Here is a 22,111-nt window from a genome sequence, read left to right on the forward strand (position 1 = left end):
CCACTCCCAGCAAGTCCCCAACTCCGTCTCTGGGAACAGATCTTCGAACGCGGTGACATAGAGGAGCACCAAGGAACACCAACCGAAGGATTCTCCGAGACAAGGGAGCCGGTCATGGCCGAGCAGACCGTCATCAACACGAAGCCCGCCATCAAGGACGCACCCGCCGCGGCGCCGAGCACCGACGGCTTCGCGCCGCAGGTCAGCACCCACCCGGTGGCGACCCTCACCCTGGGCCGCCAGGTGTTCAACGACTCGGACAAGTCCAACTACTTCGAGGGCTGACAACCGAGCACCCCGGGGGCTGGCCGTCGAACGGCCGGCCCCCGGGCGCGTCACAGGGGAGGCGAGCAAATGGAACGGGAGTGGATGACCGGCGGCACCGCCGCCGTGAACGGAACGGAAGTCGAAGGGCTCGGCGATGTCCACCGGTCCCCGGCCGCGCGGGTGCGTGCGGTCACCGAGGGTCCGGCAGCACTCGCGGTCGTGGGCGACTGCCCCGCCACGAAGCAGGAGCTGCACGCCGCGCTGGCGGACGTGCGGGCGTGCCGGTGGGCCGAGCTGACCCGATGGCCGGGCTCCTACTGGGTAGCCGCGGCCAGCGGTCAGCAGCGGTTCGTGTGCGGCGACCTGGCCGGCATCCGGGCCCTGTACTACACGCTGCGCGGCGACGGGACGGCGTGGGCGACCGAACCAGGTCTTCTTCAGCGCCCACTCGTGCCGGACCTGCCATGGCTGGCTGCCCGGCTCGTCGCGGGCGAGCACCACTGGCCCCACCACAGCCCGTACGAACAGATCCGTATGGTGCCGGGCGGGTTCGGGCTGCTGCTCGCGCCGGGGGCACCGTCGCAGCTCATCGACATCACCGGCGTGGAGCCGGTCGACGAACTCCGCGAGGGCGCCGACCGGTTCGGACGCGCGCTCACCGACGCCGTCCAGCACCGGGTTCGCGCCGCCGGCGGTGTGGTGGGGGCGGACCTGTCCGGCGGGCTGGACTCCTCGGCGGCCGTCGTCCTCGCCGCCGACACCGGGCGAGTGCATGCCGTCACGTACACCGACGGCTACACCAGCGGCGAGGACATGGCATTCGCCACCCGCATCGCCGAGCACACCGGCATCGTGCACACGGTGACCACCGGCGCCGACGAGCAACTGCCGTTCGGTTTCCCCGCCGGGCAGCCGACCGGGCTGGAACCGGTGCTGGAGGCAGCGGTGTTCGCCATGGACGCCTCGTATCTGCACCCGGTGCGCGGGCTGCCGCTGCACCTCACAGGGCACGGCGGGGACATCGTGCTGGACGCCTCCAGCTCCTGCTGGGTGCAACTCCTCCAAGACGGCCGGCGGCGCGAGGCCCACCGCCAGGTCGTGGCGTTCGCCCGGCTACGCAACACCGCCCCCGGCCCGTACTGGAAGGCCCTCAAACAGGCCGCCAACCTCGGACGGAGCGGAACCCTGGAGCGTGCCGCCGAGGCCCTGGAGCGCGGGCCCGTCACGCTGGACCTCGGCGTGACCGGCTGGTCATGGTGCCGTCTCGGAGCCGGGGCGTCCTGGCTCACAGAGGAAGGCCGACACCAGGCCGCTGCACTACTGCGGCAGGCCGCCCGCGACCAGCAGCCGGAGCGGGCCGACGAGTTCGACCAGTGGACCGCCCTACGCTCGGCAGGCGCCTGCGCCCGCGGCTGGACCCCGTACGCCGAGACGCTCGGCGTGACCCCGGTCCACCCGTATCTGGACAACGAGGTTGTACGGGCCGCGTTCGCCGTCCCGGCCCTCGCCCGGCGCGGACTGGTGACGTACAAGCCGCTGCTGCAGGCCGCCCTGCCGCAGCTCCCCGGCTGGCTGACGTCCCGCCGCTCGAAAGGCTCGTTCGCCGCCCAGCGCATCGCCGGACTCGCCCGCCACCGTCACCAGCTGGACGAGCTGGTGACCTCCAGCCCCCTCGCGGCCAGCGGGCTCATCACCCCTGCGGCCGTCCGTGCTGCGCTCGCGCAGGCGGCCCGAGGGCAGAGCGCCACGGTGATCGCCGACCTGCACCAGCTGATCGTGACGTGCTGGTGGCTCACCGGCCAGACGACCGGGAGGGAGGTGACGGCATGCTGACCCCGGCCCGTCACATCCACCACGCCACCAGCCCGTACGGCACGGCCGTGCTCGACGTCCGTCAAGGGTCGTGGCTGATGCTCGATCCGGACGCGTCGACGATCTGGCGCGCCGTCACCGTCCGCGGCGGCACCGCCGGGCTCGCCGACGAGATCGCTGTCCCCACCGGCCAGGACCCGCGGGACGTCGGAGAGCAGATCGCCGCGTTCGTCAGCGAGCTGGTGACCAGTGGTGTCCTCGTCGACACCGACCGGCCCCGGCCCGCGCGGCGAGGGTGGTGGCGTCGATGACGGTCATGGTCCCCTCCGCCCGGCCCACCGCCCCGATGCGTGACCGCCTGGTGGCCACCCTTGCGCTCGCCCTGTCCCTGGCAATCAGCCGGTTGCCGCTGCGCCGGCAGATCGCCGCCGTGCGGCAGCTGGGCCGTCTACCAAACGCGCGCCTCGCCCGCCTTGAAGCTCTCTACACCGCCGTGCTGGCCGTGATCCCGGTGTGGTGGCCGGGCCGCGTCGCCTGCATGGAGATCAGCCTCGCCACCGTCATCGCGACTGCCCTCACCGGCCGCCAAGCCCGCTGGGTGCTCGGCGCCCGTTTCCTCCCCGACGGCGCGCACGCCTGGGCCGAAGTCCCCGAGGGGGCGGTCGGCCGGGACATCGGCGACGCCATTGACCGGCCCTGGATGCCGGTCCTCGCCGTTCCGTAAACGCCTCTGGACCGCCGTGGTCTGGGGCTGGCCCGAGCCTCCCCGCCCCGGACCACGGCCTCACTCGAACGAGTGAATGCGGGGGTGTGAGGCTGACGCCTGGGTGGTGCGACCAGGGGCGATACGGGACGCGCGGAACAATCCCGTTGCCCAGCCGCCTCGCTCAGATCCCTGATGGGTCCGTGAGTTCTTCCTTATCCTCGCCGCCCATCGCCGCCGCGGGCCAGCCGCCCGTGATGCATCTGGCCTCCGACCGGCACTTGGAGACGAGCGTCCACCTGTCCACGGCCGCGATAGCGCGCCGTCTGCCCCGCACCCTTACCGAGGCGGCACGGCTCGGCTGGCGCACCGACCGCCGCGCCGTCCTGACTCTGCTTGCCTGCCAGCTCGGCGCAGCCGCACTCACTGCAACCGCGCTCGCGGCCACCACCCGCGTGCTGGCCACCGTCTTCGCCGGCAGCGACATCGCCGCCGGGCTCCGCAAGCACCTGACCGCCGTGGTGGTCCTCGCCCTCGCCGCCTCCGGCCGCTACCTGCTCGACGCCGCCGCCCGCGCCGCTGCGGCCCGGCTCGCCCCGAAGGCCGTACGCGAAGCCGACCTTCAAGTCATCACCGCGGCAACCGATGCTGAGCTGGTGGCATACGAGGACCCGGAATTCGAGGACGCCCACGCCGCCGCCTCCGACGGCGCGGAGAAGACCGGGGACCTCATCCTCGACGCCCAGCTTCTCACGTCCGCCGCCGCTCAACTGGCTGCTGCCGCGACGGTCGTCACCATCCTGCACCCGGTCATGCTCCCCCTGCTGGTCCTCTCCGTCATCCCGTGCGCGTGGGGCGCCGTACGCGGCGCACGGATCGAACACGCCACCCACCACCGCAACCTCGCGGACTCCCGGCTCCGGAACGTATTCCGCTCCTACACCACCGAGCGGAACACCGCCGACGAAGTCCGCGCGGGCACCATGGCCGGCTTCCTCATCCGGCAGTACCGCATCGTCTCCGGCCGCCTGGAGGCCGAACAGCTCAAGGCCACCCGGCACGCTCTGGTCGTCCAGGGCATCGGTGACGCACTCACTGCCGCCGGTACCGCCGCGACCTGGGGAGTGCTCGTGCTCCTGGTGACAACTGGGCGGATGGACCTCGCGGTCGCGGGAACTGCGGCCCTGGCGGTACGGACCTCCAGCACGGCACTGACCACCACGGTCCGGGCCGGTGCCCGCCTGTTCCGCACCTCGCTGTCCCTGGACGACTGGGCCCGGTTCCTGGCTGTGGCCAAGCCATGGACGGCCCGGCGAGGTTCAGCCCAAGTCGCAGAAGACGGGCCGCAGGTGATCGCCGCCCAAGGTGTTTCCTTCACGTACCCCGGCGCAGACGCCCCCGCGCTCGACGGCATCGACCTCGACCTCAAGCGCGGTGAAGTCATCGCCCTCGTCGGCGAGAACGGCGCCGGCAAGAGCACCCTCGCCCGGATCCTCACCGGCCTGTTCCTACCCACCACAGGCTCGGTGCGGTGGGACGGGATCGACCTCGCGGACGCCGACCCGGCCAACGTACTGTCCAAGATCGCACTCGTACCGCAGGACTACACCCGCTGGCCACTAGCAGCCCGCGAGAACATCACCCTCGGCCAACCCAGCCCCGACGGCGACACGGCGGTACACACCGCCGCGGAGGCGGCCGGCGCCGACACCGTCATCGCCGCCCTCCCGCACGGACTGGACACCTCACTCGCCCGCTCATGGTGGGGAGGACACGACCTGTCCGGCGGACAGTGGCAGCGCATCGCGGTCGCACGAGCCTTCCACCGCAACGCCCCGGTCCTCGTAATGGACGAGCCGACCGCCGCGCTCGACGCCCGCGCCGAGCACCGGATTTACACCCGCCTCAAGGCCCTCGCCGCTGGGCGGGCGACCCTGTTCATCACCCACCGCCTCGCCAACACCCGCCTCGCCGACCGCATCATCGTCCTCGACCAGGGCCGTATCGCCGAGGCCGGCACGTACGACGAGCTGATCGCCCAAGCCGGAGGCTTCTTCGAGATGCTGAAGCTCCAGGAGGACCGGGCCTGATCCGCTCCACTCGCCCGCGAGCGCGGCGTCCAGGGAGAGCAGGACGGCGCGGCGCAGATACGACGAAGCTGACCGACCAGCGATCCCCTGGCCGGTCAGCTTCGCAGGCGTAGCGAGCGAGGGTGCGCCGTATTACTGCGAGTCCGTGGTCCGGTCAACCTTAGTCACGCGCACGGACCGGATGTCCTTGATCTTCCCGTTGCGGATCTCCGCATCCAACGGGGCCGTGTTCCCCGTGGAAACCTTGCCTTGCCCCAGCTTGTCCGCGGTGATGCCTGTCTGGCCGAGGTGATCCCCGTCCTTGTCGAGAAACTCCAGCTCAGCGTAGTAACTGGCAGCCCCGCGCCCCTGGTTCGTCACCTCGTAGTGGACGACGTACGCGCCCGGACCCCACGTCTGGTGGTCCTCGAAACCGGACTTCGTGACCTTGACGTCCTTCCTCGCCGCATCTGCTGCCGGCGCCTCGGCCGCACCGTCCGCGGGCTTCTCGGCAGGCTTCTCAGCCGCCCGAGAGGCCGACGCCCCAGTGTCGCTGTTCTTCGCGTCCTCGCCGCCGGAGCACCCGGTCAGAGCGATGGCACTGGTAACGACTACGGCCAAGACATGCCGGAGCTGTAAGCACTTCATGATGATCCTCGCGTACTGGTGTGCATGGCGTGAATCCCGCACAGTACTGGCACTCATGAGCCGACGGGCAGGAACTAGAAGATTCCATTCCGCAGCACACAGGGACGCGAGCCCGAGACAGATCCCACGGGCCACGCCCCCGGGCCGGCCGCGATGAGGATGCTCCTCGGCGGCGGGATCCTGCTCCCCATGCCCGCCAACCGGTTCATCCGCTGACCTCGCCGTACGCCCCCGTACGCATGGTGGGTGGGCGCGGCATAACCACGACGGCCGGACCACGCTGGTGAGAACGAGCGAGGTGCACCCATGGGGAATTCGGGGGTAACCGATAGTGTCTGCGATATGGCGGCAGGACCCATGGATCTCGGCCCCACATCACGGGTCGTTGCAGACAACATCCGCAGACTTCGCGAGGCGCGGGGGCTGAGCCTCCGCGCACTGTCGGCCGACCTCAAGCGGCGCGGCCACAGCCTTAGCGCCGACGCCCTGAACAAGATCGAGAATGGGCGGACCCACGAGGGTGGCGCCGAGCCTCCGAAGAATGTCCGTCGCATCGACGTCGATGACCTGATCGCGCTTGCCGCGGCCCTCGGCGTGAACCCCAATGCCCTGCTGCTCCCTCACCAGGGATCAGGCAACATCACTCTGACCGGCACAGGTCAGGTGGACGCGAAGATCGTGTGGGCATGGGCCGAGGGGAGCCGCCCGCTCGCCGTCCCCGAGGGCGACGACGGGACCGCAAACGTCGACTTCCAGCGCTACGCCCGCCCGCTCGGCGTTCGGAACTACTAGGGATAAGCAGTCCCTACAGTCGGTGGCCACGGGAGGCTCGCCGTTTCACATGCCGGTCTGGTCGGCGACGAATGTGCCGAGCCCGACCTCGGACCGCACAAGCCCCTCGGCCTTCAGCGCCGCGAGGACCTTCTGCGCCGTTGACGCAGCCACGTCCCACTCGGCAGCGATCTCCACCACCGACGGCACTCGACTCCCCGGCGCGTACGTGCCGTCAGCGATCCGCCCCGTGATCGTGGCGGCGATCTGCCGCCACACGGGTCGGCTCCGGTCCAGCTCTGTACTCATACCAGTGGACGCTAGGTATCTGCGGTACACCGCGCGACCGCAGTAAGGTGCGGTACACCGCGGTAGACCCCGCTACCGGGCATAAGTAACCCCCGCAGCCGGTGGCACGGCCCGGGGGACGGACGAGCGTTCGGAGGAGCTCGCCATGAGGAAGACTACCGACCCCGTACACACGCACACAGGCCCCGGACTCGGCTGGTGCCACTGGCACAAAGGCCCATCCGGCACCGCCGTCCTGGTCGACGTCATCGAGCAGGGCTCAGGCCCAGGCCGTCAGCTGTACGCGTGCGCCCCATGCCGCGAACAGCGCCGCCTCACCCCGTACTGCGAATAGCCGTGAGCCCGCCCGCGCCGGCCCGGGAAGGGCTCGCGCCGGCGTGCCGGATCGGCGAGCACGGGGAGTGCCCGGGGCCGAGCGTCATCCGCCGGCCAGGGGCCCCAGAGTGGGAAAAGCCGATCGAGGTACATCGCTGCGCCTGCCCCTGCCACCACCCCACCTATCGACCGGGCGGGTCCGCTGGCGCGTCGCTGGCAACCTGACGCGGTCCCCGGCGTGGTGCCGGGCACTTCCCGGAGGCAGCCGGTGCGAGATCGGGTTGCGTACCCCGGCAGGGAGATCATTCCCCCGGGGGTTGCTTCACGTCCGACCCTGGAGCGCTACGGCCGGGCGGTCTTACTCACCGCTCGGCCTTTCCGTTTCCGCAGCGGGCTTCGTCCTGGGCTTGGTGCGCCAGGCGCCCGCATGGCCGCGCTCGATGCTCTGCACCGTGCCGAGTGAGACTTTGATCATTCCGGCGATCTTCCTGTACGGGGTCGGGGGCTCCTGCGCACGCAGGGCGAGGACCACGTCGCGTCGCTCCTCACGCCACTTTGGCGCGTTTTTGTCGACGTAAGTCAGGACCTCGCTGATAGCCGCCGCGCGGGCGACTGGATCTTCAATCTCCAGCACCTGCTTCAGCGCCTCGATCACCTTCTGTGTCTCCTCGGCCAACTCGTCGGCCATGCCCGTCCCTTCAATGGCGCGGGCTGCTTGCCCCGAGTGTATGGCATGCCATACATTTCTCGGTAGAGGCAGCCAGACGCCTCGTCACGGGCAGTCCCGGCCCACGTGGTTGGACATGGAGGCCAGGACTGCCCCGTACGTACAAGTCGGCCCCCGGTCGGGGCCTAGTAAACGCCGACCGGGGGCCACGTCAGATGGAGCTGACGCAGTGACCAACTGTACTGATCAGACACAGGACGGCGCCCCCGGCGGCACCGATTCCGTCGACAACGCCATGGTGGGCCAGGTCCTGCGGGTCCTGGTCGCGATGGCGGACCACTTCACCGAGAACCGGCCCGGCGCCCTGCTGACCTCGGACGCGCTCCAGGTGTGCACCGCGGCGGAGGTCTACAACGCCACCGGCCGGAGCGTCCTCGGATCCGGCGCCGTCCTGCTGAGCGCCGTCACGGATGCCCTCCCGGAGGCCGCACCGGCCTCCACCCGCGGCCAGTACGCCGCCGTCCTCCGCGAGGAGGCCGCCGCGTACGACGGCGCGGAGGAGCGTGTGGCGAAGCTGCACCGCGAGTGCCGCGAGGACTACCAGGGGGCCGCGTCCGCGCGGGAGCGGGCACGGGACCAGCGGGCGCAGGACTCGGCCCGGGAGAACGCCGACGAGGAGCTGCCGGCGGGGGGTGATCGGTGACCGCCCAGAGCACTCAGCAGCAGAGCCCGCCGCGGGACCAGGAGGTCCGGGTGGCGGAGCTCCAGCGCCAGGCGTCGAAGGACTACGCCTCCGGCCAGGAGGTCCGTGAGGGCCTGGACCGCGCGTACGTCCGCCGCCTCGAGATGTGGGGGCGGGTGTGAGCCGGGCCGGGGACTTCTTCCGGTCCCTCGTGCCGGGCGATGACGTGGCCCTCGCCGCGCAGCTCCGGCAGAGCGCGCAGGAGCGGGAGCGGGAGAAGGAAGCAAAGAAGAAGGCGAAGAGGGAGGAGGGCAGCCGGAGGAGGGCCCGCGCTCATAAGCGCAACCTGCCCCGCCTCGGCTGACCCCGCGCCACCAGGAGCCGGACCCGCACCCCTGCGGGTCCGGCCCTGCTGTGGCACTGAGCGAGAGATGAGAAGAACCTCGGTGAGTACCGACAACCAGCCCGAAATGCAGATCCCCGGCGTCCGCTACGTCAAGCGGAAGATCTACGACGTCGAGGCGACGACGCTGGACGGGGAAACCACCTACCGCGAAGTGGCGCGGACCGTCCGCGTCCCGGCGCCGCCGCGGGACTGGGACATGGTCCTGGCCCGCAGCCTGATCTGCGGCGCCATCCTCGTGACCGCCCTGTCCGTCGGCTGGTCGACCAACAGCATCGGAGGCCTCCTCGCCCGCTCCTCCTCGGAACTCGCCGCGTACTCCGTGGCGATCATCTTCGACGTGGTCTGGCTCTCCGGTCAGATCCGGGAGTGGCTCGACCGCCGTGACCCCGAGCGCGCGAAGATCCCCCGGCGCGCTGGGTACGTCGCGCTCGCTATCACCATGGCCGCGCTCGTCGCTCACGGGTACGTGGAGCGCGAGCTCGTCTCCGGCATCGTCGGCGCCACCGTCTCCGCCCTGGCCAAGGGCATGTGGATGCTGGTCCTCGGCTATTACGCCGTGCCGCTGGACCCGGGCATGGCCCACCACCTTCTGACCCGCCGCCGGCGGATCGCGGTCAAGCTCGCGCTCGGCGCGGAGCGGCGGCAGCTCGCCGCCCTGGAGACCACCGAGCGGCTGCTCTACGGCTACCAGGGCGGGGACGCCCAGGTGACCCGACACGAGACAGCGCTCGCCCCGGTGTCCCCGGTTGTCCTCGGTGCCTCCCCGGCACCCGCTGCTGTGTCCCTCCCGTACGTTCCGCACACCCCGGCACCCGTGCCCGCCGCACCCACCGTGTCCCCGGTGTCCCCGCAGGTCGCGCCTGTCCCCGCAGCCCCGGCCGCGCCGGTGTCCGCGCCCATGGGGAACGCGTCCCCGCAGGTCCCGACCGTCCTCACCTCGCCTGTCCACCCGGACACCGCCCGCGAGCACGTTCTGTCCGCCCTCGGCCTGCCGCTCGACACCCCGGGCGCACCTGCCCCGGCCCCGGCCGCGCCGGAGGAGGAGGCAGGGCAGGCCGCCCGGCCCCACCTGAGGGCGGTGGACGGGAAGCAGACGAAGACCGACTTCATCCGGGGCGCGATCAAGGAAGACCCGGCCATCACGTTGGACGACCTCACAGACCAGGTCCGGGACGTCTACGGCGACAAGAAAGACCTGCGTAAGGACGTGTACCGCCTCCGCCTCCGTATCAAGAAGGCGGAGGCGTCATGACAGCCCTTCTCGTTCTGGCCGCGATCGCCGCCTGGCTCTACCACCGGCACAACCGGCGCACCCAGCCCGGCCCCGGAGCGTCCGCCGCCGCCCGCGCCCGCCATCTCCGCACACCAGCTGTACGTCTCGCCGACGCCCTCAGCATCCCGACCCAACGCGGCCAGGAAGCCGACAGGTACGAGGCAGCAGTAAAGGGTGAGAAGCGCACCGCAGCCCAGATCGACCCGCTGCGTCGCGAGGGGTGGACGATTCTCCACGACCTGGCCCTCCCGACCGGGAAGGCCAACGTGGACCACCTCGCCATCAGCCCGACAGGCGTCGTGATCATGCCGGACACGAAACGCTGGTCCGCCCGCTACCGGATCCGGACCAGCGGCGGCCGACTGTTCCACGGCACCCTCGACGTCACCCACCGCCTGAACGGGCTCCGCCACGAAGCCCGCACGATCTCGCGTGTGCTCGGCGTCCCCGTGATCCCGCTCATCGTCATGGACGGCGCCCCCATCGAGGGCGGCGAACTCACCTATGACGGCATCCGGATCGTCCGCTCCGAACGTGCCGCGGATGTGCTCCGGACCGTCGGGCGCACCCGCACCAGCCACGACGCCCGGGACCTCGCGGCGCGCGCCACCCGCCTCTTCCCCCCGCACACGAGGAAGCACCGATGACGACCACGTACTACGTGCCCCGCTACCGGCCCGCCGATCCGCGCGCGCCCCGCCCCGCATACCGATACACGGGCGGCGACATCCGGAAGATGCTCGGCGTCGAGCTGCCCGCCGGCTACTCCTGGGAGCCCCGCCCTGCCCTGACCCTCGTCTGCGGCAGTGACCCCACCGTGCCCGGCCCGGACGAGCGCAGCGCCCGAGACATCCTGCTCCGCGCCCTCTCCCGGCAGGGTGCGGCACCGGGCGACATCGAGGACACGGTGGGTGCCGTGATCCGCTTCCCGCTGGTCGCTGCACCAGCCGTACGGCTGGCCGGGGGTTTCCCCGCATGAGCAACGGCCTCCGCGACGTTGACGAATTCCTGGCCGACGTAGACGCACTCCTCGCCACCCCGCCCACGCCGGCCGCGTCTCCGGCCCCGGACACCCGGCCCGAGCCCGAAGCCCCGGCCGCCTCGACCGGTGACGAGACCTGGGAGGCGATCACCGCCGGCCGCCGGACGCAGCCCGCCGGGTCCGTCGGAACCGCACCAGCCCCCGGCCGTGCCGTCCCCGTCACCGGGCGCTCAGGGCGCCTCCCGGACTGGCGGTCCGGTCAGACCATCGACCTGTCCAAGCCCGCCGAGCCCGAGCCCACCGAGCCCGAGCCCACCGAGCCCACCGAGCCCGAGCCTGGAGAAGAGAGCGAGCAGCCGGCCGCCCCCACCAGCGACGACACCCCGGCACCAGGTCATGTTGCGGAGGAAGACGCCCCCGCACCAGCACCCAGCCGCACACGGCTCATCGCGACGACCGTGCAGGAGTGGCGCCCGCCCGACATGCCCCGCGGGAAGGGATGGATGCGCCCCGTGGCGTACATCGCGAGCGGCATCCTCTGCGCCGGACTGACCGGCTGCACCCGAGGGGTCTACGACACCCTGACTCAGATCTCGGTCAACCCCGATCACGTCGCCGGTATCAGCCTCAGCGCCGCAATGGCCATCCTCATGGTCGACCGGTCGAAGAAGACGTTCATCATCCTCGGCGCCGCCCTGGCCCTGGTCCTCGTCATCCAGTACGTCAGCCTCCCCGCCTTCGTCGGCGGCCTCGCCACGCTCCTCGTCTGGGGCCTGGACCAGCGGGCCCGCACGATGCGTCAGCCCATCGCCTGGACCGTCCGCACCGCATTCAGCACGGTCGCCCTCGCCACGATCGCCCTCGTATGGACGACCGTCGTCCACTTCCTCACCGGAGCAGCACAGTGACACCCGCGGCATACATCAACATCGGCACCCTGACCCTCATCGTCGCAATGATCGCTCTGCACGTGCGGACGTTCATCAAGGGCGGCAAGGACCCCAAAATCCTGCTGTCCGGCCTCGGCGGCGTGATCGTCGGCTCATCCCTCGCCATGTGCGTCGGCGGGGCGCTCAGCTCCATCGCCATGTACATCGCCGGAGGCGGCAACGGAATCAGCGGCATCGCGCCATGGGCCACCGGCACCGGAGACCGAGCTATCGCCGCCGGGTCTGCCAGCGGACTCTCCATGGAAGGCGGCATCATTGCCGCGGTCGTCGCCGTCCTCGGATGGGTCACCATCCGCGACGCCGACAAGACCAAACGCCTGCGCCTCATCGGCGGACTCTTCTGCGGTGTCTGCCTCACCTACACCGCCGGATACGGCGGCCTCGTCGATGACTCCCTCATCCCGTTCTACAACGGCCTCGGCGCCCAGCTCATCGCCGCCGTCGAAAGGCTGTTCTAACATGCCGGGCCTGATCCCGCGCGCCGCCGCCCGGGTCCACAGCGGCCTGGGCGCCGCAGCCCGCCGCCTCACCACCGGCCACAGCATCCTCATCGCGGCGGCAGAGGAGCGGCCGACCCCGCCGCGGCGCGCCCGTCAGCCCGCTGCAGCGCCCGAGGAATCCGCACCTGAGAAGACCACTGACGAACCGGCAGCCGCACCCGAGAAGACCGCCAAGGACCCGAAGACCGCACCCAAGAAGCCCGCCCCGAAGGAAGGCGAGGAGACCAAGCAGAAGCAAGCCGCCCCCGCCCCGCCGCCCCACACCAGATACCGGCCCGGCCCCCGCCGAGCACTCGCCGCAGCATGGCACTGGACCACCAGCGGAGAAGGACCCTGGGACTTCCTGCTCCGCGCTGGCCTCCTGGCCGTCGTCCTCGGCGCCGGGGCCTACTTCACGCGCCCGCTCTTCGCCGGCCTCCACCCGGCCGCCCTCTGTGCCATCGCCGCGGCCGTCGTCGTTTACGAGATCTCCCCGAGGCTGTCCGCCCTCCTCGCTATCGGCCTGGGCGCCGCTCTTATCCACCCGGTCTGGCTCTGCATCGCCTTGGTGATCCTTCTTGCTGTCGAGATCGCCCCGACCCTCGCCGCCCTCCTCACGCTCGGCCTGGCCGTCGCTCTCATCCACCCCGCGCTCATGTGGCCGGTGATGCTCGCCTGGGCAGCTGCCGCGTGGCAGGCCGGCGCCCCCGACGAGGAGCCCGCCGCCGCGGCCGTCGAGCCTCAGGCCGAGACTCCCCGGACTCACCTCGTGCGGTGGCTCGATGACCTCACACGTGGCACCTCCGGGATCCACCTCGACCAGCTGCACGCTGCCCTGCTCGCGCACCCCGACCTCACCAGCCTGACCCGGAGACAGATGCGGGCCTGGCTCAATCGGCATGAGATCACCGTCGATCGCACCCTCCGGGTGGGCAGCATCCCGGGCCGCTCAGGCATCTCCCGGACCACGGTCGAAGCCCTCCTCTCAGCCCCTTCCCAGGCCTCTTCCGGCGGATTCCCCTCCCCCGTGGAGAGTGGCGTGGAGAGTGCCCCGCTCCACGCCTCTGACCTGCAAGAATCTCCGAGCTCTCCAGGGGTGGAGAGTGGTGTGGAGAGCGGTGTGGAGCCCCAGCCGGCGCCCTCTTCCCGGGCCGTCGGCGCCGTCGCCTGATAATCGGAAACCGTCCCCGCCCCCAGCGTCCCGCTGTACACGTACTGGAGCAGAGATGACCACCCAGGAAGGCCCCCGCCATGCCGACGTACAGCTACCGCTGCCCGCAGTGCCACACCACCTCGCCCCGCGTGCGCACCCACGCCGAAGCCATAGACGAACAGGACTTCCACCGCGACGAGGCCCACGGCCGCCACCGGCCCGACGGGGACGGCATCACCTGCCACCGAACCGAGCGCTGGTCGGAAGCGGACACCCTGGAGCGGTGGTTGACCGTCATCATCGCGGCCGGTGCCTTACTCGTGATCGCTTACAAGGCGTTCTGACGCCCGGTCTACCGGCGGATCTACCGCCGGGCTACCCATCACCGAGAGGAACCTCATGGACAAGCAGATCGCCATTGGGACCGCCGCCCGCGAAGTACTCGCGCACGGAGGGCCTGACGCGCTCACTGACCCGCACATCGCCACAGAGGCCATGGGGCACGCCCTGGACCTCGGCGCCACGCATGAGGACATTGCCGCCGAGATCAACCGTCAGCGCGCGTGATGGCCCGCCACGACGACTGGTGCCGGATCTACGACAGCGCTCCCGTGACCGACATCGACACCACCACGGCCTACCTCAAGGAGACCAGCACCGACGGCGGGGCCACGTGGGAGTACCCGCGCGACTCCACCGGTGAGCACCTGCGGCTCGATATGACCGAGGCCCTGATCGCCGACCTCACCATCGGGCTCCGTGAGGGAGTCGTCGTCATCCAGAGCCCCCACCCCGCTGGCGGGCTGATCCGCTACACGCCCATTCGCTGACCCAGGGGTGGCCGACCGCGGCCAGGCATACGACCGCCCTGGATACCCCGGCGAAGCGCCCCTGGCGCACCGTGAGGGCCGCATCCGGAAGCGTTCCGGATGCGGCCCTCACAGCGTTTTGAAGCCCTGCGTTTTCGACGAGGTGGCCGGCGGCTGGCCACGGTGGTCAGGTTCAGCTCTTCTCCAGTGCAGAACCTGGCGCGGCCGGGGTGCGGGTGCCGGTGCTGGTCAGTCGGCGTAGTTCGCTGCGATGCCGTCGCGAATGCGGCTGACGTACTCACGCTTGTACGGCGAGGCGTCGGTTACGTCGGTGAGCAGGCCACGGCGTACTTCGGTGCCCGTCGGCAGCAAATACCGGATCAACGCGACGCCGCGGTACTTATGCCACGCTGAGGCGCGCGTGTAGAGGTCGAGCTGGTCCAGGAGCTCGGCCTCGCTCATGAACTCGTCCGGGGCATCGTCGTATTGCTCCAAGCGGGCGCGCTCCTCGGCGGTCAGCGGGAGCGGGGCCGGCATCGGCTGACGCTCGCGGTCCACGGCGTGCACCACGTTGTGGGCCGGCCGCTCCGCCTGGATGGCCTCCTTCTCGACCCGCAGCGCCTCGTCTCGCGAGTCGTACCAATCCACCGTTTGGCGGGCGACCTCAGGCCACCACGGCTTGAGACCGGCATGCTCCCGCCAGCGCTTGCCGAAGTCTTCGGCTACGCCGACGTACAGAAGCGTCCCGGTTTCTGCGAAACATCGGTATACGGCGGTCTGGTCCTTCGTGGGCATGGTCCTCCGTTCAGCCGGAGGACGCGCCTCCGGTGCGCTTCTGGGGCTTGACGGACCGCACGGTTGGCCGGCGCTTGCGCGGTACGTCGTACTCGCGGGCGATCTGTCGGACGGTCTCCTCGGTCCACGGCAAGTGCTTGGCCATAGCCGGGGCGGTCAGCTCTGGGTGCGCCTTCATGTCTGCGGCCACGGCGGCGCGCAGCTCCGTGCGGCACTTCTTCACTAGCGCCTCGGCGTCCTCCAAGGCGTGGAGGGCGTCGGCGAGTGCACTGCTGGGGGTGTACGACGTCATGCGCGCAGTGTCGCACAACCCGATTTGGCCAACAAGGCTGGGCTAACCCGACGTCCATGTAAACAGTGCGGCAGGCGCTAAGGCAAATTCGCTTGGCCAACTTGCATTGGCCAAGTCGAGTTGGGTAATGTCTGTGGTGTCAGCACGGGCGAAGGGGCCCGGACGCAAGACGGAGGGACGAGGACATGAGCAGCAAGACCACCGCCGCCACCGCCCGCATCATGGCCCGCCTGGTCGAGGCGGAGGACGTCCTCACCGCCGCCCGCCGTGAGGAGGCCCGCGCCGCCGGCATGGCCACCCGCGCCGCTGCCCGCGCCAAGGCCGCCCGCACCGTCGCCGCCATGGCCCGTCGCGAGCTCGCCAAGGTCGAGGCCGCCGCGCTCACCAACGGTGGCAAGGGCCTGCTGGCCGCTACCCGCAAGGCCGACACCCGCACCCGCAAGGCCGAGGAGCTCACCGCCGCGGCCGGCGAGGCGAAGGCCACCGCGACCATCGCCCGCCGCGCCGCCCGCACCGCCGCCCGCCGGGTGGAGCGCATCGCACGCCGCGCCGCCCTCGCCGCCACCCGCTCCGTCGAGAAGATCGCCGCCACCCTCGGCGAGACCTCCCTCACCCCGGCCCCGGAGGCGGACCGCGTCCTGGACGCCGCCGAACTCCCCGCCGTGGAGGAGATCGAGACCCACGCGGCCCGGTACGCCGAGCTGGACCGCCAGGCAAAGGACACGGCCAAACTCGCGGACGCCGAGAAGGTCTGGCTGCGGCAGCTCCCGAACGGCCAGTACGGCGGCGTGGTCATCACCCGCACCCCGGGCCGCTCCGTCCTGGACGGCGCACAGGTCGCCCTCCACTACACCGACCTCGGCAAGGTCCCCCCGCGCAAGAACACCCGCGCCACCTTCAAGTGCGACGCGACCGCCCTCCTGAAGGGCCGGGCCGCCGAGCGCGAGGAGGCCCCCGCCGTCCTCACCATCGCCGCCTGACAACCACACCGCCCGGCCGGGCGCCGCACGGCGCCCGGCTGGTGTCACACCGAAAAGCCCAGAGCCCCCGAATCGAGAGGATGGACGCTATGCGCACCGCCAACTACGCCGACGCCATCAAGTGCACCGCCGCTGAGGTCATCAAGGACGCCACCGCCGCCCGCACCCGCCTCGCCGAGCAGCTCACCGATGGCCACGCGATCGACGCCTCCGCGTACGAGGCGGTTATGCAGGCCGACGCGAGCGCCCAGCCGTGGCAGACGGTCCTGCGGCGGGCCGAGAAGGTCACCCTCGCCGAGGCGATCGCCTCGGTCCGCGAAGACGCCGCCGAGGAGCTGCTTGGGTACGGAGAGCGCCAGTCGACGAGCGCCCTGCAGAACGAGCAGGACCGCCTGTGCCGCGAGAGCCTGCGGGAGTTCCTGCGCCGGTCCCGCGGCGTCGTCGAGCGCCTCACTAAAGCGGCAGAGGCCCAGGTTGCCGGGCAGCAGCCGACCCCCGCGTCGGCGACCCCGCCCGCTGGTCGCAAGCCGACCAAGGCACAGCTCGCCACCCTCCAGACCATCGCCGCGGGCGGCGCGAAGGTGCGCGAAGGACACATCGGGGGCGGCTGGCGGGCGGAGGGGCCGACGGGGCGCCTGAACGCCAGGACCGTCGAGGCATGCATCACGCAGGGCTGGGCCTCCCGCGACGTGTCGACATCCCTCTATCGCGGCCAGGCCATCACGGTCACCGAGGCCGGGCGCGCCCACCTCCCCGCCTGAACCCAGGCCGCCCCCCGGGCGACCGCCCCTCGCGCCGCACCGCTGGCCGGGTTCCCCCCACGGGGAACCCGGCCAGCGGCGTCTCCAACCCAACCAACAATGCCGCCCGCACGGCGTGGTCACCGTCGCCTCCCTCCTCAAGGCCGCCGGGACCGACCCGTCATAACCCAGCCGAGAAGCCCGCCGGTGCTGGCCGCCCCAGCCCCGTCAAAGTGATCATTCCGGGCGCTTATCCTCCAGGGCCGCCGAACCCCGCCGCGACCAGGAGCCCCGCCCATGCCACCCGCCACACACGTACGCACCGACACCATCCCCCTCGACCAGCTCGCACCCTTCCCAGGCAACGCCCGCCGCGGCGACGTGGAACTCATCCTCTCCAGCCTCCGCAGAAACGGGCAGTACCGCGGCCTGGTCGTCCAACACGTCCAGCCGGACGGGCCCCTGGTAGTTCTCGCCGGCAACCACACCATGCAGGCCCTCCAGCTCCACGGCCCCGGCCCCTGCGACTACCGGGCCACGTTCCGCGGCGAGGACCAGCCGTGCGGTGTCTGCCGCAACGAACCGTGGACGCCGGCCGCCCGGTGCGAGGTCATCATCTGCGACGACGACACCGCACGCCGGGTGAATCTCGTCGATAACCGCGCGAACGACATAGGCGAATACGACCAGGACGCCCTCGCGGAACTCCTCTCCTACCTCGACGATGACGGCTACGAAGGCACCGGCTACACGGAGGCCGAGGTCAACCAGCTGGCCCACGCCGTCCCGCCCCTCGACACTGCCGACGCCCTGGCCGACACAGAGGACGTCTACCGCGAGCAATACGGCGTCATCGTCGTCTGCGCTGATGAGACCGAACAGCAGACCACCTACGAGCGGCTCACGGCCGAAGGCTTCAACGCGCGGGTGGTGACCACCTGATGCGCGTCGAAGTGCACCATCGCTGCTCCGACTTCAACACCTACCGTGCCGCCCGCGTGAAATCCCTGTTCAACGCGGAGGACGGAACCCGCTTCGACCACACCGCCGACCTCGACATCGACGACGGCAACTGGAAACTCGGCGTCGTCGTCGGCCCCTCCGGCTCCGGCAAGACCAGCATCGGCACCCGCCTATGGGGTGAAGAACACATCTACACCCCAGACGGTCAGTGGCCCGACGACGCCCCGATCGTTGACGCCATCGCCCCTGGCGGGAGCTTCGACGCCGTCACCGCCGCCCTCGGGCAAGTCGGACTCGGAGACGTCCCCTCCTGGCTACGCCCCTACCGCGTGCTGTCCAACGGCGAACGTTTCCGCGCGGACCTCGCCCGCATCATCGCCGAGACCCCAGACCGGGTCGTCATCGACGAGTTCACCTCAGTCGTCGACCGGCAGATCGCCCGCGTCGGCGCCCAGGCCTTCGCCAAAGCGTGGCGCCGCACCCCCGGCCAAGCCGTCCTGCTCTCCTGCCACTACGACATCCTCGACTGGCTCCAACCGGACTGGGTGTACGACACGGCCGCCGGCTCCTTCACCCGGGGGTGGGTTCAACGTCGCCCGCCTATCACTGTCGAGGTCCGCGAAGGCGGCTGGGACCTTTGGCCGCTCTTTGAACCCCATCACTATCTGAAAGCCGGACCCATGCCCGGCGCACGCTGCTACGTCGGATTCATCGACGGCGAACCCGTTGTACACCTTGGCGTCAGCACCCAATACGTCAACCTCGGCAAACGAGGCCAGAGCATCGAGGCTCGGGCCTGCCGCATGGTCGTCATGCCCGAGTGGCAAGGTGCCGGCGTAGGTATGCGGTTCCTCAACCACGTCTGCGAACTCCAGCGCCAGGGGAAAGGGCGCCTCCCCGGGCGCCGCATGACCACTGTGTTCCACACCAGCCACCCGCAGTTGTGCGCCGCGCTGCGCCGCGACCCGAAATGGCGCCAGGTCTCCGCCGCCCTCCACGGCGTCCACAAGACCCGCTCCGCCCGATCCATCACCTCCACCAAGCGAAAGAATGGCCTCTCGGGCTTCACCGGCGACAGTGCCGGCTACGGCGGTCACTTCCGCGCCGTGCAGGGCTTCCGCTACGTCGGCCTTCCAAAGGAGCACAACCAGTGACACTCCGCGTATACGTTTCCGGACAGCGCTCCTTCGGAGCCGCCGTAGCCGACCTCGTCACCGGCACAGGCCACACCCTCACCGGCGCCGCCTCACCCCCCTATGCACCCGGCCCGCCGAACAGCATCGGCGAACCCCCCTTAGACAAACTCCGCGCCGCCGCCTGGCACCACGACGCGCCTTGGACCGACTCCATCCGCCTCACCGCCGGCGACATTCCCGCAGACACCGACGTCATCATCGCCGCCCACTCCCACGCCTTCCTCGGCACCCGCACCCGTGCACGGGCACGCCTCGCCGCCGTCGGCTACCACCCCAGCCTCCTCCCTCTCCACCGAGGCCGAGACGCAATCCGCTGGACCATCCGCGACCGCGACAAAGTCACCGGCGGCTCCGTCTACCACCTCACCGCAGCCATTGACGCCGGCCCCCTTGCCGCACAGGACTACCTCCTCACCCCGCCCGACTCCACCCCCAACTCCCTATGGCGCGACCACCTGTTCCCCCTCGGGCTACGCCTTCTCCAGAAGGTCCTCACCGACGCAGACAACGGCGCCATCGCCTACGTCCCGCAAGACGAAGCCTGCGCCACCTGGGAGCCCTCCTGGGAACGCCCACGCCTTCACCGGCCCGAACTCCCAGAGCTCCCCCCGCCCGGCGGAGCCGCCGTCCACTACCGCCCCGACCGCACGGCGCTACGACCGTCCTGACCAACACCGGGCCACCACCAACCACGCCCCGGGCAGCCCAGCCAGCGCGCCCGTCTCTGAAACCCATAAGACTCTGGAAAGTGAGGGGCCCTCATGGGCGCATCGAAAGCACAGCGCGCCGCCGCCGCGAAGAAGAGGACGCAGGCAACGACGCTCCGTCTCGCCGGTATGGACTGGGCGACGATCGCTGACCGCGTCGGCTACGCCTCTCCTGGTGCCGCCTGCACCGCCGTAAACGAGGCACTGAAAGCCAACCTCAGGGAACAGACGGAGAACGTGGAGGAGCTGCGTGCCTTGAACGTGGCCCGCTACGACCGGCTGCAAGCCGCGTTCTGGTCCCTCGCGATCCAGGACAAGGACAAGAAGGCGGCCGACGTGGTCCTCAAGTGCATTGCCGGGCGCGAGCGGCTACAGGGCTTGGCGGCCCCGGCGAAGGTCGAGCACTCCGGGGAGATCACCGAGTACAGGATCACGGGCCTTGACCCTGAGGACCTTGTGTGACGGCCACCGGTGAGGAGGGCGCGCCGGTGGTCGTGTTCGAGCCGCGTGGCGCGAACCTCGACCTTCTGCGGTGCAGAGAAACGGAAGTTGCCGCCGTCGGTAGGGCCGGTACAGGCAAGACGTTGGCAGCCTGCTGGAAGCTTCATCTCACGGCGATGAAGGTGCCGAACCTGCGGGCCCTCATGATGCGTGCGACGCACACGTCCCTGACTGCGACAACCCTGGTGACGTTTCAGCGTCAGGTAGCGCTCGGCTCCCTCATGGACGGAACGGTGCGGTGGTTCGGCGGCTCGGGCAAGGACCCGGCCGCCTTCCGGTACGCCAACGGCTCGACGATCCTCGTCGCGGGCGGGGACCGGCCAGAAAAGTTCTTGAGTGCCGAGCTTGACCGGATCTTCGTTGACGAGGCGGTAGAGATCAGCCTCGACCTGCACGAGACGCTGCTGTCCCGCTTGAGGGGCCAGGCCCCCACGTATAAGCAGCTGGTCTTGGCTACGAACCCCAGCCACCCCCAGCACTGGATCAAGCAGCGGGCGGACGACGGCCGCCTGATCATGATCACGTCCTCGCACCGGGACAACCCCTTCTACGTGAACCGTGACGGCTCGTACACCGAGGCCGGCAGCTCCTACATGAGCAAGCTGGACGCACTTACTGGTGTGCGCAGGATGCGCCTGCGAGACGGCCGTTGGACGGTGGCCGAGGGCGTGATCTACGAGGAGTACGAGGACACCGTCCACCTCGTCGACCGCTTCGAGGTGCCGGCCGACTGGCCCCGCATATGGGGCGTGGACTTTGGCTACACGAACCCGTTCTGCTGGCAGTGCTGGGCCATCGACCCCGACGGGCGGCTGTGGCTGTACCGAGAGATTTACATGACCAGGCGCACCGTGGACGAGCATGCGCGGACGATCCTGACCCACGTCACCGAGGGGAAAGGCGATGACGTCAGGTGGACGGAGCCGAAGCCGATCGCGATCGTCTGCGACCACGATGCGGGCGACCGGGCAGTCCTGGAGCGCGAACTCGGCCTCCCAACGACCCCGGCCCGAAAGACCGTCAACACGGGCCTCCAGGCCGTGAAGACGCGTCTACGGGCATCCGGGGACGGACGGCCGCGACTGTTCCTGATGCGTGGCGCCCTCGTCGAGCGGGACGAAGCCCTCGCCGAGGCGAAGAAGCCGGTGTGCACGGCCGACGAAATCAGCGGCTACGTGTGGGCGAAGCCGACAGGGACCGCGGCGAACAAGGCAGAACCGGAAGCGCCGTTGAAGGTGGATGACCACGGCTGCGACACCATGCGGTACGTCGTTGCGGAACTGGACCTCGTCGGCCCTTCACGTGTCCTGTCCCCGGCGCGGAGTGGCCAGGGCGGCGGCCAGGGCGCGCCACGGGCGGCTTCCCGGTACGGGCGCAGCATCGGCCGCGGAGGCGCCCGCACGCGGTGACCGCGGCTCGGCCTGGCCGCTGACCGCCCCGGGATGGCGCGGGCCCCCGGCTCGAAGATGAGCGGCTCCGGCCGGGGGCCTCCATGGGGCGGGGCGGGGCGGATGTGGGGCGTGTACTCCCACGCCGTCCGGACACTGCATCGGCATAACCGCCGGGCCCCGTGCTCGGCACCCTACCGGCATTCGCTGGAATATCCCGCACTGAATTGATCAGAATTAGTACGCGCTAAACC

31 protein-coding genes are annotated in these 22,111 nt (G+C 70.4%); 26 read left to right on the top strand and 5 right to left on the bottom strand.

Features of this window, described 5'->3' with window-relative positions:
• Positions 1–114: 114 nt before the first annotated feature.
• The 5 genes from ACIRJP_RS18795 to ACIRJP_RS18815 all read left to right on the top strand — a co-directional run bounded on the left by ACIRJP_RS18795 (position 115) and on the right by ACIRJP_RS18815 (position 4,872).
• On the top strand, positions 115–285 hold the full coding sequence (locus tag ACIRJP_RS18795) for a hypothetical protein (RefSeq protein ID WP_404174975.1): 171 nt from the start codon (positions 115–117) through the stop codon (positions 283–285).
• Positions 286–354: 69 nt separating this feature from the next.
• A complete protein-coding gene (locus ACIRJP_RS18800; protein ID WP_404174978.1) occupies positions 355–2,100 on the top strand; it encodes an asparagine synthase-related protein in 1,746 nt (581 codons plus the stop codon).
• Positions 2,094–2,390 (top strand): PqqD family protein, encoded by a 297-nt coding sequence (locus ACIRJP_RS18805; protein WP_404174981.1) that lies wholly within the window; start codon positions 2,094–2,096, stop codon positions 2,388–2,390. The genes ACIRJP_RS18800 and ACIRJP_RS18805 overlap by 7 nt, the downstream gene beginning before the upstream one ends.
• Positions 2,387–2,803, top strand: a complete 417-nt coding sequence (locus tag ACIRJP_RS18810; protein ID WP_404174983.1) for a lasso peptide biosynthesis B2 protein — start codon at positions 2,387–2,389, stop codon at positions 2,801–2,803. The genes ACIRJP_RS18805 and ACIRJP_RS18810 overlap by 4 nt, the downstream gene beginning before the upstream one ends.
• A gap of 182 nt (positions 2,804–2,985) precedes the next feature.
• Complete coding sequence (locus tag ACIRJP_RS18815) at positions 2,986–4,872, top strand: ABC transporter ATP-binding protein (RefSeq protein WP_404174987.1); 1,887 nt, start codon at positions 2,986–2,988, stop codon at positions 4,870–4,872.
• 132 nt (positions 4,873–5,004) lie between these two features.
• Here ACIRJP_RS18815 and ACIRJP_RS18820 read toward each other — a convergent pair whose 3' ends face one another.
• Complete coding sequence (locus ACIRJP_RS18820) at positions 5,005–5,499, bottom strand: hypothetical protein (RefSeq protein ID WP_404174990.1); 495 nt, start codon at positions 5,497–5,499, stop codon at positions 5,005–5,007.
• Between the two features lie 357 nt (positions 5,500–5,856).
• Here ACIRJP_RS18820 and ACIRJP_RS18825 point away from each other — a divergent pair, with 357 nt between their 5' ends.
• Positions 5,857–6,291, top strand: a complete 435-nt coding sequence (locus ACIRJP_RS18825) for a helix-turn-helix domain-containing protein (protein ID WP_404174993.1) — start codon at positions 5,857–5,859, stop codon at positions 6,289–6,291.
• A gap of 45 nt (positions 6,292–6,336) precedes the next feature.
• Here the strand turns inward: ACIRJP_RS18825 and ACIRJP_RS18830 are convergent, their stop codons facing one another.
• The gene (locus ACIRJP_RS18830; protein WP_404174996.1) at positions 6,337–6,579 is read right to left on the bottom strand and encodes a GntR family transcriptional regulator; all 243 of its coding nucleotides are present in this window, start codon (positions 6,577–6,579) and stop codon (positions 6,337–6,339) included.
• Between the two features lie 145 nt (positions 6,580–6,724).
• Here ACIRJP_RS18830 and ACIRJP_RS18835 point away from each other — a divergent pair, with 145 nt between their 5' ends.
• Complete coding sequence (locus ACIRJP_RS18835) at positions 6,725–6,913, top strand: hypothetical protein (protein ID WP_404174999.1); 189 nt, start codon at positions 6,725–6,727, stop codon at positions 6,911–6,913.
• A 339-nt stretch (positions 6,914–7,252) separates the two neighbouring features.
• Here the strand turns inward: ACIRJP_RS18835 and ACIRJP_RS18840 are convergent, their stop codons facing one another.
• Positions 7,253–7,582, bottom strand: coding sequence for a hypothetical protein (locus tag ACIRJP_RS18840; protein ID WP_404175002.1), 330 nt, complete (start codon positions 7,580–7,582; stop codon positions 7,253–7,255).
• A gap of 208 nt (positions 7,583–7,790) precedes the next feature.
• On the opposite strand from ACIRJP_RS18840, the gene ACIRJP_RS18845 reads away from it, so the two are divergent.
• The 12 genes from ACIRJP_RS18845 to ACIRJP_RS18900 all read left to right on the top strand — a co-directional run bounded on the left by ACIRJP_RS18845 (position 7,791) and on the right by ACIRJP_RS18900 (position 14,316).
• Positions 7,791–8,264, top strand: coding sequence for a hypothetical protein (locus ACIRJP_RS18845; protein WP_404175005.1), 474 nt, complete (start codon positions 7,791–7,793; stop codon positions 8,262–8,264).
• On the top strand, positions 8,261–8,425 hold the full coding sequence (locus ACIRJP_RS18850; protein ID WP_404175008.1) for a hypothetical protein: 165 nt from the start codon (positions 8,261–8,263) through the stop codon (positions 8,423–8,425). The genes ACIRJP_RS18845 and ACIRJP_RS18850 overlap by 4 nt, the downstream gene beginning before the upstream one ends.
• On the top strand, positions 8,422–8,607 hold the full coding sequence (locus ACIRJP_RS18855) for a hypothetical protein (protein ID WP_404175010.1): 186 nt from the start codon (positions 8,422–8,424) through the stop codon (positions 8,605–8,607). Before ACIRJP_RS18850 ends, ACIRJP_RS18855 begins: the two co-directional genes overlap by 4 nt.
• A gap of 82 nt (positions 8,608–8,689) precedes the next feature.
• Positions 8,690–9,901, top strand: coding sequence for a hypothetical protein (locus ACIRJP_RS18860; protein WP_404175013.1), 1,212 nt, complete (start codon positions 8,690–8,692; stop codon positions 9,899–9,901).
• Positions 9,898–10,569: a nuclease-related domain-containing protein gene (locus tag ACIRJP_RS18865; protein WP_404175016.1), complete on the top strand. Its 672-nt coding sequence runs from the start codon at positions 9,898–9,900 to the stop codon at positions 10,567–10,569. The genes ACIRJP_RS18860 and ACIRJP_RS18865 overlap by 4 nt, the downstream gene beginning before the upstream one ends.
• Positions 10,566–10,901: a hypothetical protein gene (locus ACIRJP_RS18870; protein WP_404175019.1), complete on the top strand. Its 336-nt coding sequence runs from the start codon at positions 10,566–10,568 to the stop codon at positions 10,899–10,901. Before ACIRJP_RS18865 ends, ACIRJP_RS18870 begins: the two co-directional genes overlap by 4 nt.
• A complete protein-coding gene (locus tag ACIRJP_RS18875) occupies positions 10,898–11,812 on the top strand; it encodes a hypothetical protein (RefSeq protein ID WP_404175022.1) in 915 nt (304 codons plus the stop codon). Before ACIRJP_RS18870 ends, ACIRJP_RS18875 begins: the two co-directional genes overlap by 4 nt.
• Positions 11,809–12,312, top strand: coding sequence for a hypothetical protein (locus ACIRJP_RS18880; protein ID WP_404175025.1), 504 nt, complete (start codon positions 11,809–11,811; stop codon positions 12,310–12,312). Before ACIRJP_RS18875 ends, ACIRJP_RS18880 begins: the two co-directional genes overlap by 4 nt.
• Before the next feature lies 1 nt (position 12,313).
• A complete protein-coding gene (locus ACIRJP_RS18885; RefSeq protein ID WP_404175028.1) occupies positions 12,314–13,504 on the top strand; it encodes a hypothetical protein in 1,191 nt (396 codons plus the stop codon).
• A gap of 80 nt (positions 13,505–13,584) precedes the next feature.
• Positions 13,585–13,830 carry a hypothetical protein gene (locus ACIRJP_RS18890; protein ID WP_404175031.1) on the top strand — a complete coding sequence of 82 codons (246 nt, stop codon included), beginning with the start codon at positions 13,585–13,587 and terminating at the stop codon, positions 13,828–13,830.
• Between the two features lie 55 nt (positions 13,831–13,885).
• Complete coding sequence (locus ACIRJP_RS18895) at positions 13,886–14,053, top strand: hypothetical protein (RefSeq protein WP_404175034.1); 168 nt, start codon at positions 13,886–13,888, stop codon at positions 14,051–14,053.
• Positions 14,050–14,316, top strand: a complete 267-nt coding sequence (locus ACIRJP_RS18900) for a hypothetical protein (protein WP_404175036.1) — start codon at positions 14,050–14,052, stop codon at positions 14,314–14,316. The genes ACIRJP_RS18895 and ACIRJP_RS18900 overlap by 4 nt, the downstream gene beginning before the upstream one ends.
• Before the next feature lie 228 nt (positions 14,317–14,544).
• Here ACIRJP_RS18900 and ACIRJP_RS18905 read toward each other — a convergent pair whose 3' ends face one another.
• Together ACIRJP_RS18905 and ACIRJP_RS18910 are read right to left on the bottom strand one after the other, a co-directional pair.
• A complete protein-coding gene (locus ACIRJP_RS18905) occupies positions 14,545–15,090 on the bottom strand; it encodes a GIY-YIG nuclease family protein (RefSeq protein ID WP_404175039.1) in 546 nt (181 codons plus the stop codon).
• A gap of 10 nt (positions 15,091–15,100) precedes the next feature.
• Positions 15,101–15,382, bottom strand: a complete 282-nt coding sequence (locus tag ACIRJP_RS18910; RefSeq protein WP_404175042.1) for a hypothetical protein — start codon at positions 15,380–15,382, stop codon at positions 15,101–15,103.
• A 185-nt stretch (positions 15,383–15,567) separates the two neighbouring features.
• On the opposite strand from ACIRJP_RS18910, the gene ACIRJP_RS18915 reads away from it, so the two are divergent.
• The 7 genes from ACIRJP_RS18915 (at position 15,568) to ACIRJP_RS18945 (ending at position 21,878) form a co-directional block, all read left to right on the top strand.
• Complete coding sequence (locus tag ACIRJP_RS18915; RefSeq protein WP_404175045.1) at positions 15,568–16,362, top strand: hypothetical protein; 795 nt, start codon at positions 15,568–15,570, stop codon at positions 16,360–16,362.
• A gap of 89 nt (positions 16,363–16,451) precedes the next feature.
• Complete coding sequence (locus ACIRJP_RS18920) at positions 16,452–17,123, top strand: hypothetical protein (protein ID WP_404175048.1); 672 nt, start codon at positions 16,452–16,454, stop codon at positions 17,121–17,123.
• 276 nt (positions 17,124–17,399) lie between these two features.
• Positions 17,400–18,044, top strand: coding sequence for a hypothetical protein (locus tag ACIRJP_RS18925; protein WP_404175052.1), 645 nt, complete (start codon positions 17,400–17,402; stop codon positions 18,042–18,044).
• Positions 18,044–19,219, top strand: a complete 1,176-nt coding sequence (locus ACIRJP_RS18930; RefSeq protein WP_404175055.1) for a hypothetical protein — start codon at positions 18,044–18,046, stop codon at positions 19,217–19,219. Before ACIRJP_RS18925 ends, ACIRJP_RS18930 begins: the two co-directional genes overlap by 1 nt.
• On the top strand, positions 19,216–19,929 hold the full coding sequence (locus ACIRJP_RS18935) for a formyltransferase family protein (RefSeq protein WP_404175058.1): 714 nt from the start codon (positions 19,216–19,218) through the stop codon (positions 19,927–19,929). Before ACIRJP_RS18930 ends, ACIRJP_RS18935 begins: the two co-directional genes overlap by 4 nt.
• 93 nt (positions 19,930–20,022) lie before the next feature.
• Positions 20,023–20,430, top strand: coding sequence for a hypothetical protein (locus ACIRJP_RS18940; RefSeq protein WP_404175061.1), 408 nt, complete (start codon positions 20,023–20,025; stop codon positions 20,428–20,430).
• Positions 20,431–20,462: 32 nt separating this feature from the next.
• Entirely contained in the window at positions 20,463–21,878 is a 1,416-nt protein-coding gene (locus tag ACIRJP_RS18945; RefSeq protein ID WP_404175287.1) for a phage terminase large subunit, read from the top strand.
• Positions 21,879–22,111 lie beyond the last annotated feature (233 nt).

Source organism: Streptomyces sp. NPDC102437 (assembly GCF_044765565.1).
Lineage (GTDB): Bacteria > Actinomycetota > Actinomycetes > Streptomycetales > Streptomycetaceae > Streptomyces.

What these genes read in the sequence shown, in the direction of transcription:
- ACIRJP_RS18795 (WP_404174975.1), top strand. Translation starts at nt 115, where the DNA reads ATGGCCGAGCAGACCGTCATCAACACGAAGCCCGCCATCAAGGACGCA.
- ACIRJP_RS18810 (WP_404174983.1), top strand. Translation starts at nt 2,387, where the DNA reads ATGACGGTCATGGTCCCCTCCGCCCGGCCCACCGCCCCGATGCGTGAC.
- ACIRJP_RS18825 (WP_404174993.1), top strand. Translation starts at nt 5,857, where the DNA reads ATGGATCTCGGCCCCACATCACGGGTCGTTGCAGACAACATCCGCAGA.
- ACIRJP_RS18920 (WP_404175048.1), top strand. Translation starts at nt 16,452, where the DNA reads ATGCGCACCGCCAACTACGCCGACGCCATCAAGTGCACCGCCGCTGAG.
- ACIRJP_RS18885 (WP_404175028.1), top strand. Translation starts at nt 12,314, where the DNA reads ATGCCGGGCCTGATCCCGCGCGCCGCCGCCCGGGTCCACAGCGGCCTG.
- ACIRJP_RS18835 (WP_404174999.1), top strand. Translation starts at nt 6,725, where the DNA reads ATGAGGAAGACTACCGACCCCGTACACACGCACACAGGCCCCGGACTC.
- ACIRJP_RS18805 (WP_404174981.1), top strand. Translation starts at nt 2,094, where the DNA reads ATGCTGACCCCGGCCCGTCACATCCACCACGCCACCAGCCCGTACGGC.
- ACIRJP_RS18870 (WP_404175019.1), top strand. Translation starts at nt 10,566, where the DNA reads ATGACGACCACGTACTACGTGCCCCGCTACCGGCCCGCCGATCCGCGC.
- ACIRJP_RS18875 (WP_404175022.1), top strand. Translation starts at nt 10,898, where the DNA reads ATGAGCAACGGCCTCCGCGACGTTGACGAATTCCTGGCCGACGTAGAC.
- ACIRJP_RS18820 (WP_404174990.1), bottom strand. Translation starts at nt 5,499, where the DNA reads ATGAAGTGCTTACAGCTCCGGCATGTCTTGGCCGTAGTCGTTACCAGT.
- ACIRJP_RS18910 (WP_404175042.1), bottom strand. Translation starts at nt 15,382, where the DNA reads ATGACGTCGTACACCCCCAGCAGTGCACTCGCCGACGCCCTCCACGCC.
- ACIRJP_RS18930 (WP_404175055.1), top strand. Translation starts at nt 18,044, where the DNA reads ATGCGCGTCGAAGTGCACCATCGCTGCTCCGACTTCAACACCTACCGT.
- ACIRJP_RS18840 (WP_404175002.1), bottom strand. Translation starts at nt 7,582, where the DNA reads ATGGCCGACGAGTTGGCCGAGGAGACACAGAAGGTGATCGAGGCGCTG.
- ACIRJP_RS18890 (WP_404175031.1), top strand. Translation starts at nt 13,585, where the DNA reads ATGCCGACGTACAGCTACCGCTGCCCGCAGTGCCACACCACCTCGCCC.
- ACIRJP_RS18800 (WP_404174978.1), top strand. Translation starts at nt 355, where the DNA reads ATGGAACGGGAGTGGATGACCGGCGGCACCGCCGCCGTGAACGGAACG.
- ACIRJP_RS18895 (WP_404175034.1), top strand. Translation starts at nt 13,886, where the DNA reads ATGGACAAGCAGATCGCCATTGGGACCGCCGCCCGCGAAGTACTCGCG.
- ACIRJP_RS18940 (WP_404175061.1), top strand. Translation starts at nt 20,023, where the DNA reads ATGGGCGCATCGAAAGCACAGCGCGCCGCCGCCGCGAAGAAGAGGACG.
- ACIRJP_RS18905 (WP_404175039.1), bottom strand. Translation starts at nt 15,090, where the DNA reads ATGCCCACGAAGGACCAGACCGCCGTATACCGATGTTTCGCAGAAACC.
- ACIRJP_RS18830 (WP_404174996.1), bottom strand. Translation starts at nt 6,579, where the DNA reads ATGAGTACAGAGCTGGACCGGAGCCGACCCGTGTGGCGGCAGATCGCC.
- ACIRJP_RS18925 (WP_404175052.1), top strand. Translation starts at nt 17,400, where the DNA reads ATGCCACCCGCCACACACGTACGCACCGACACCATCCCCCTCGACCAG.
- ACIRJP_RS18865 (WP_404175016.1), top strand. Translation starts at nt 9,898, where the DNA reads ATGACAGCCCTTCTCGTTCTGGCCGCGATCGCCGCCTGGCTCTACCAC.
- ACIRJP_RS18915 (WP_404175045.1), top strand. Translation starts at nt 15,568, where the DNA reads ATGAGCAGCAAGACCACCGCCGCCACCGCCCGCATCATGGCCCGCCTG.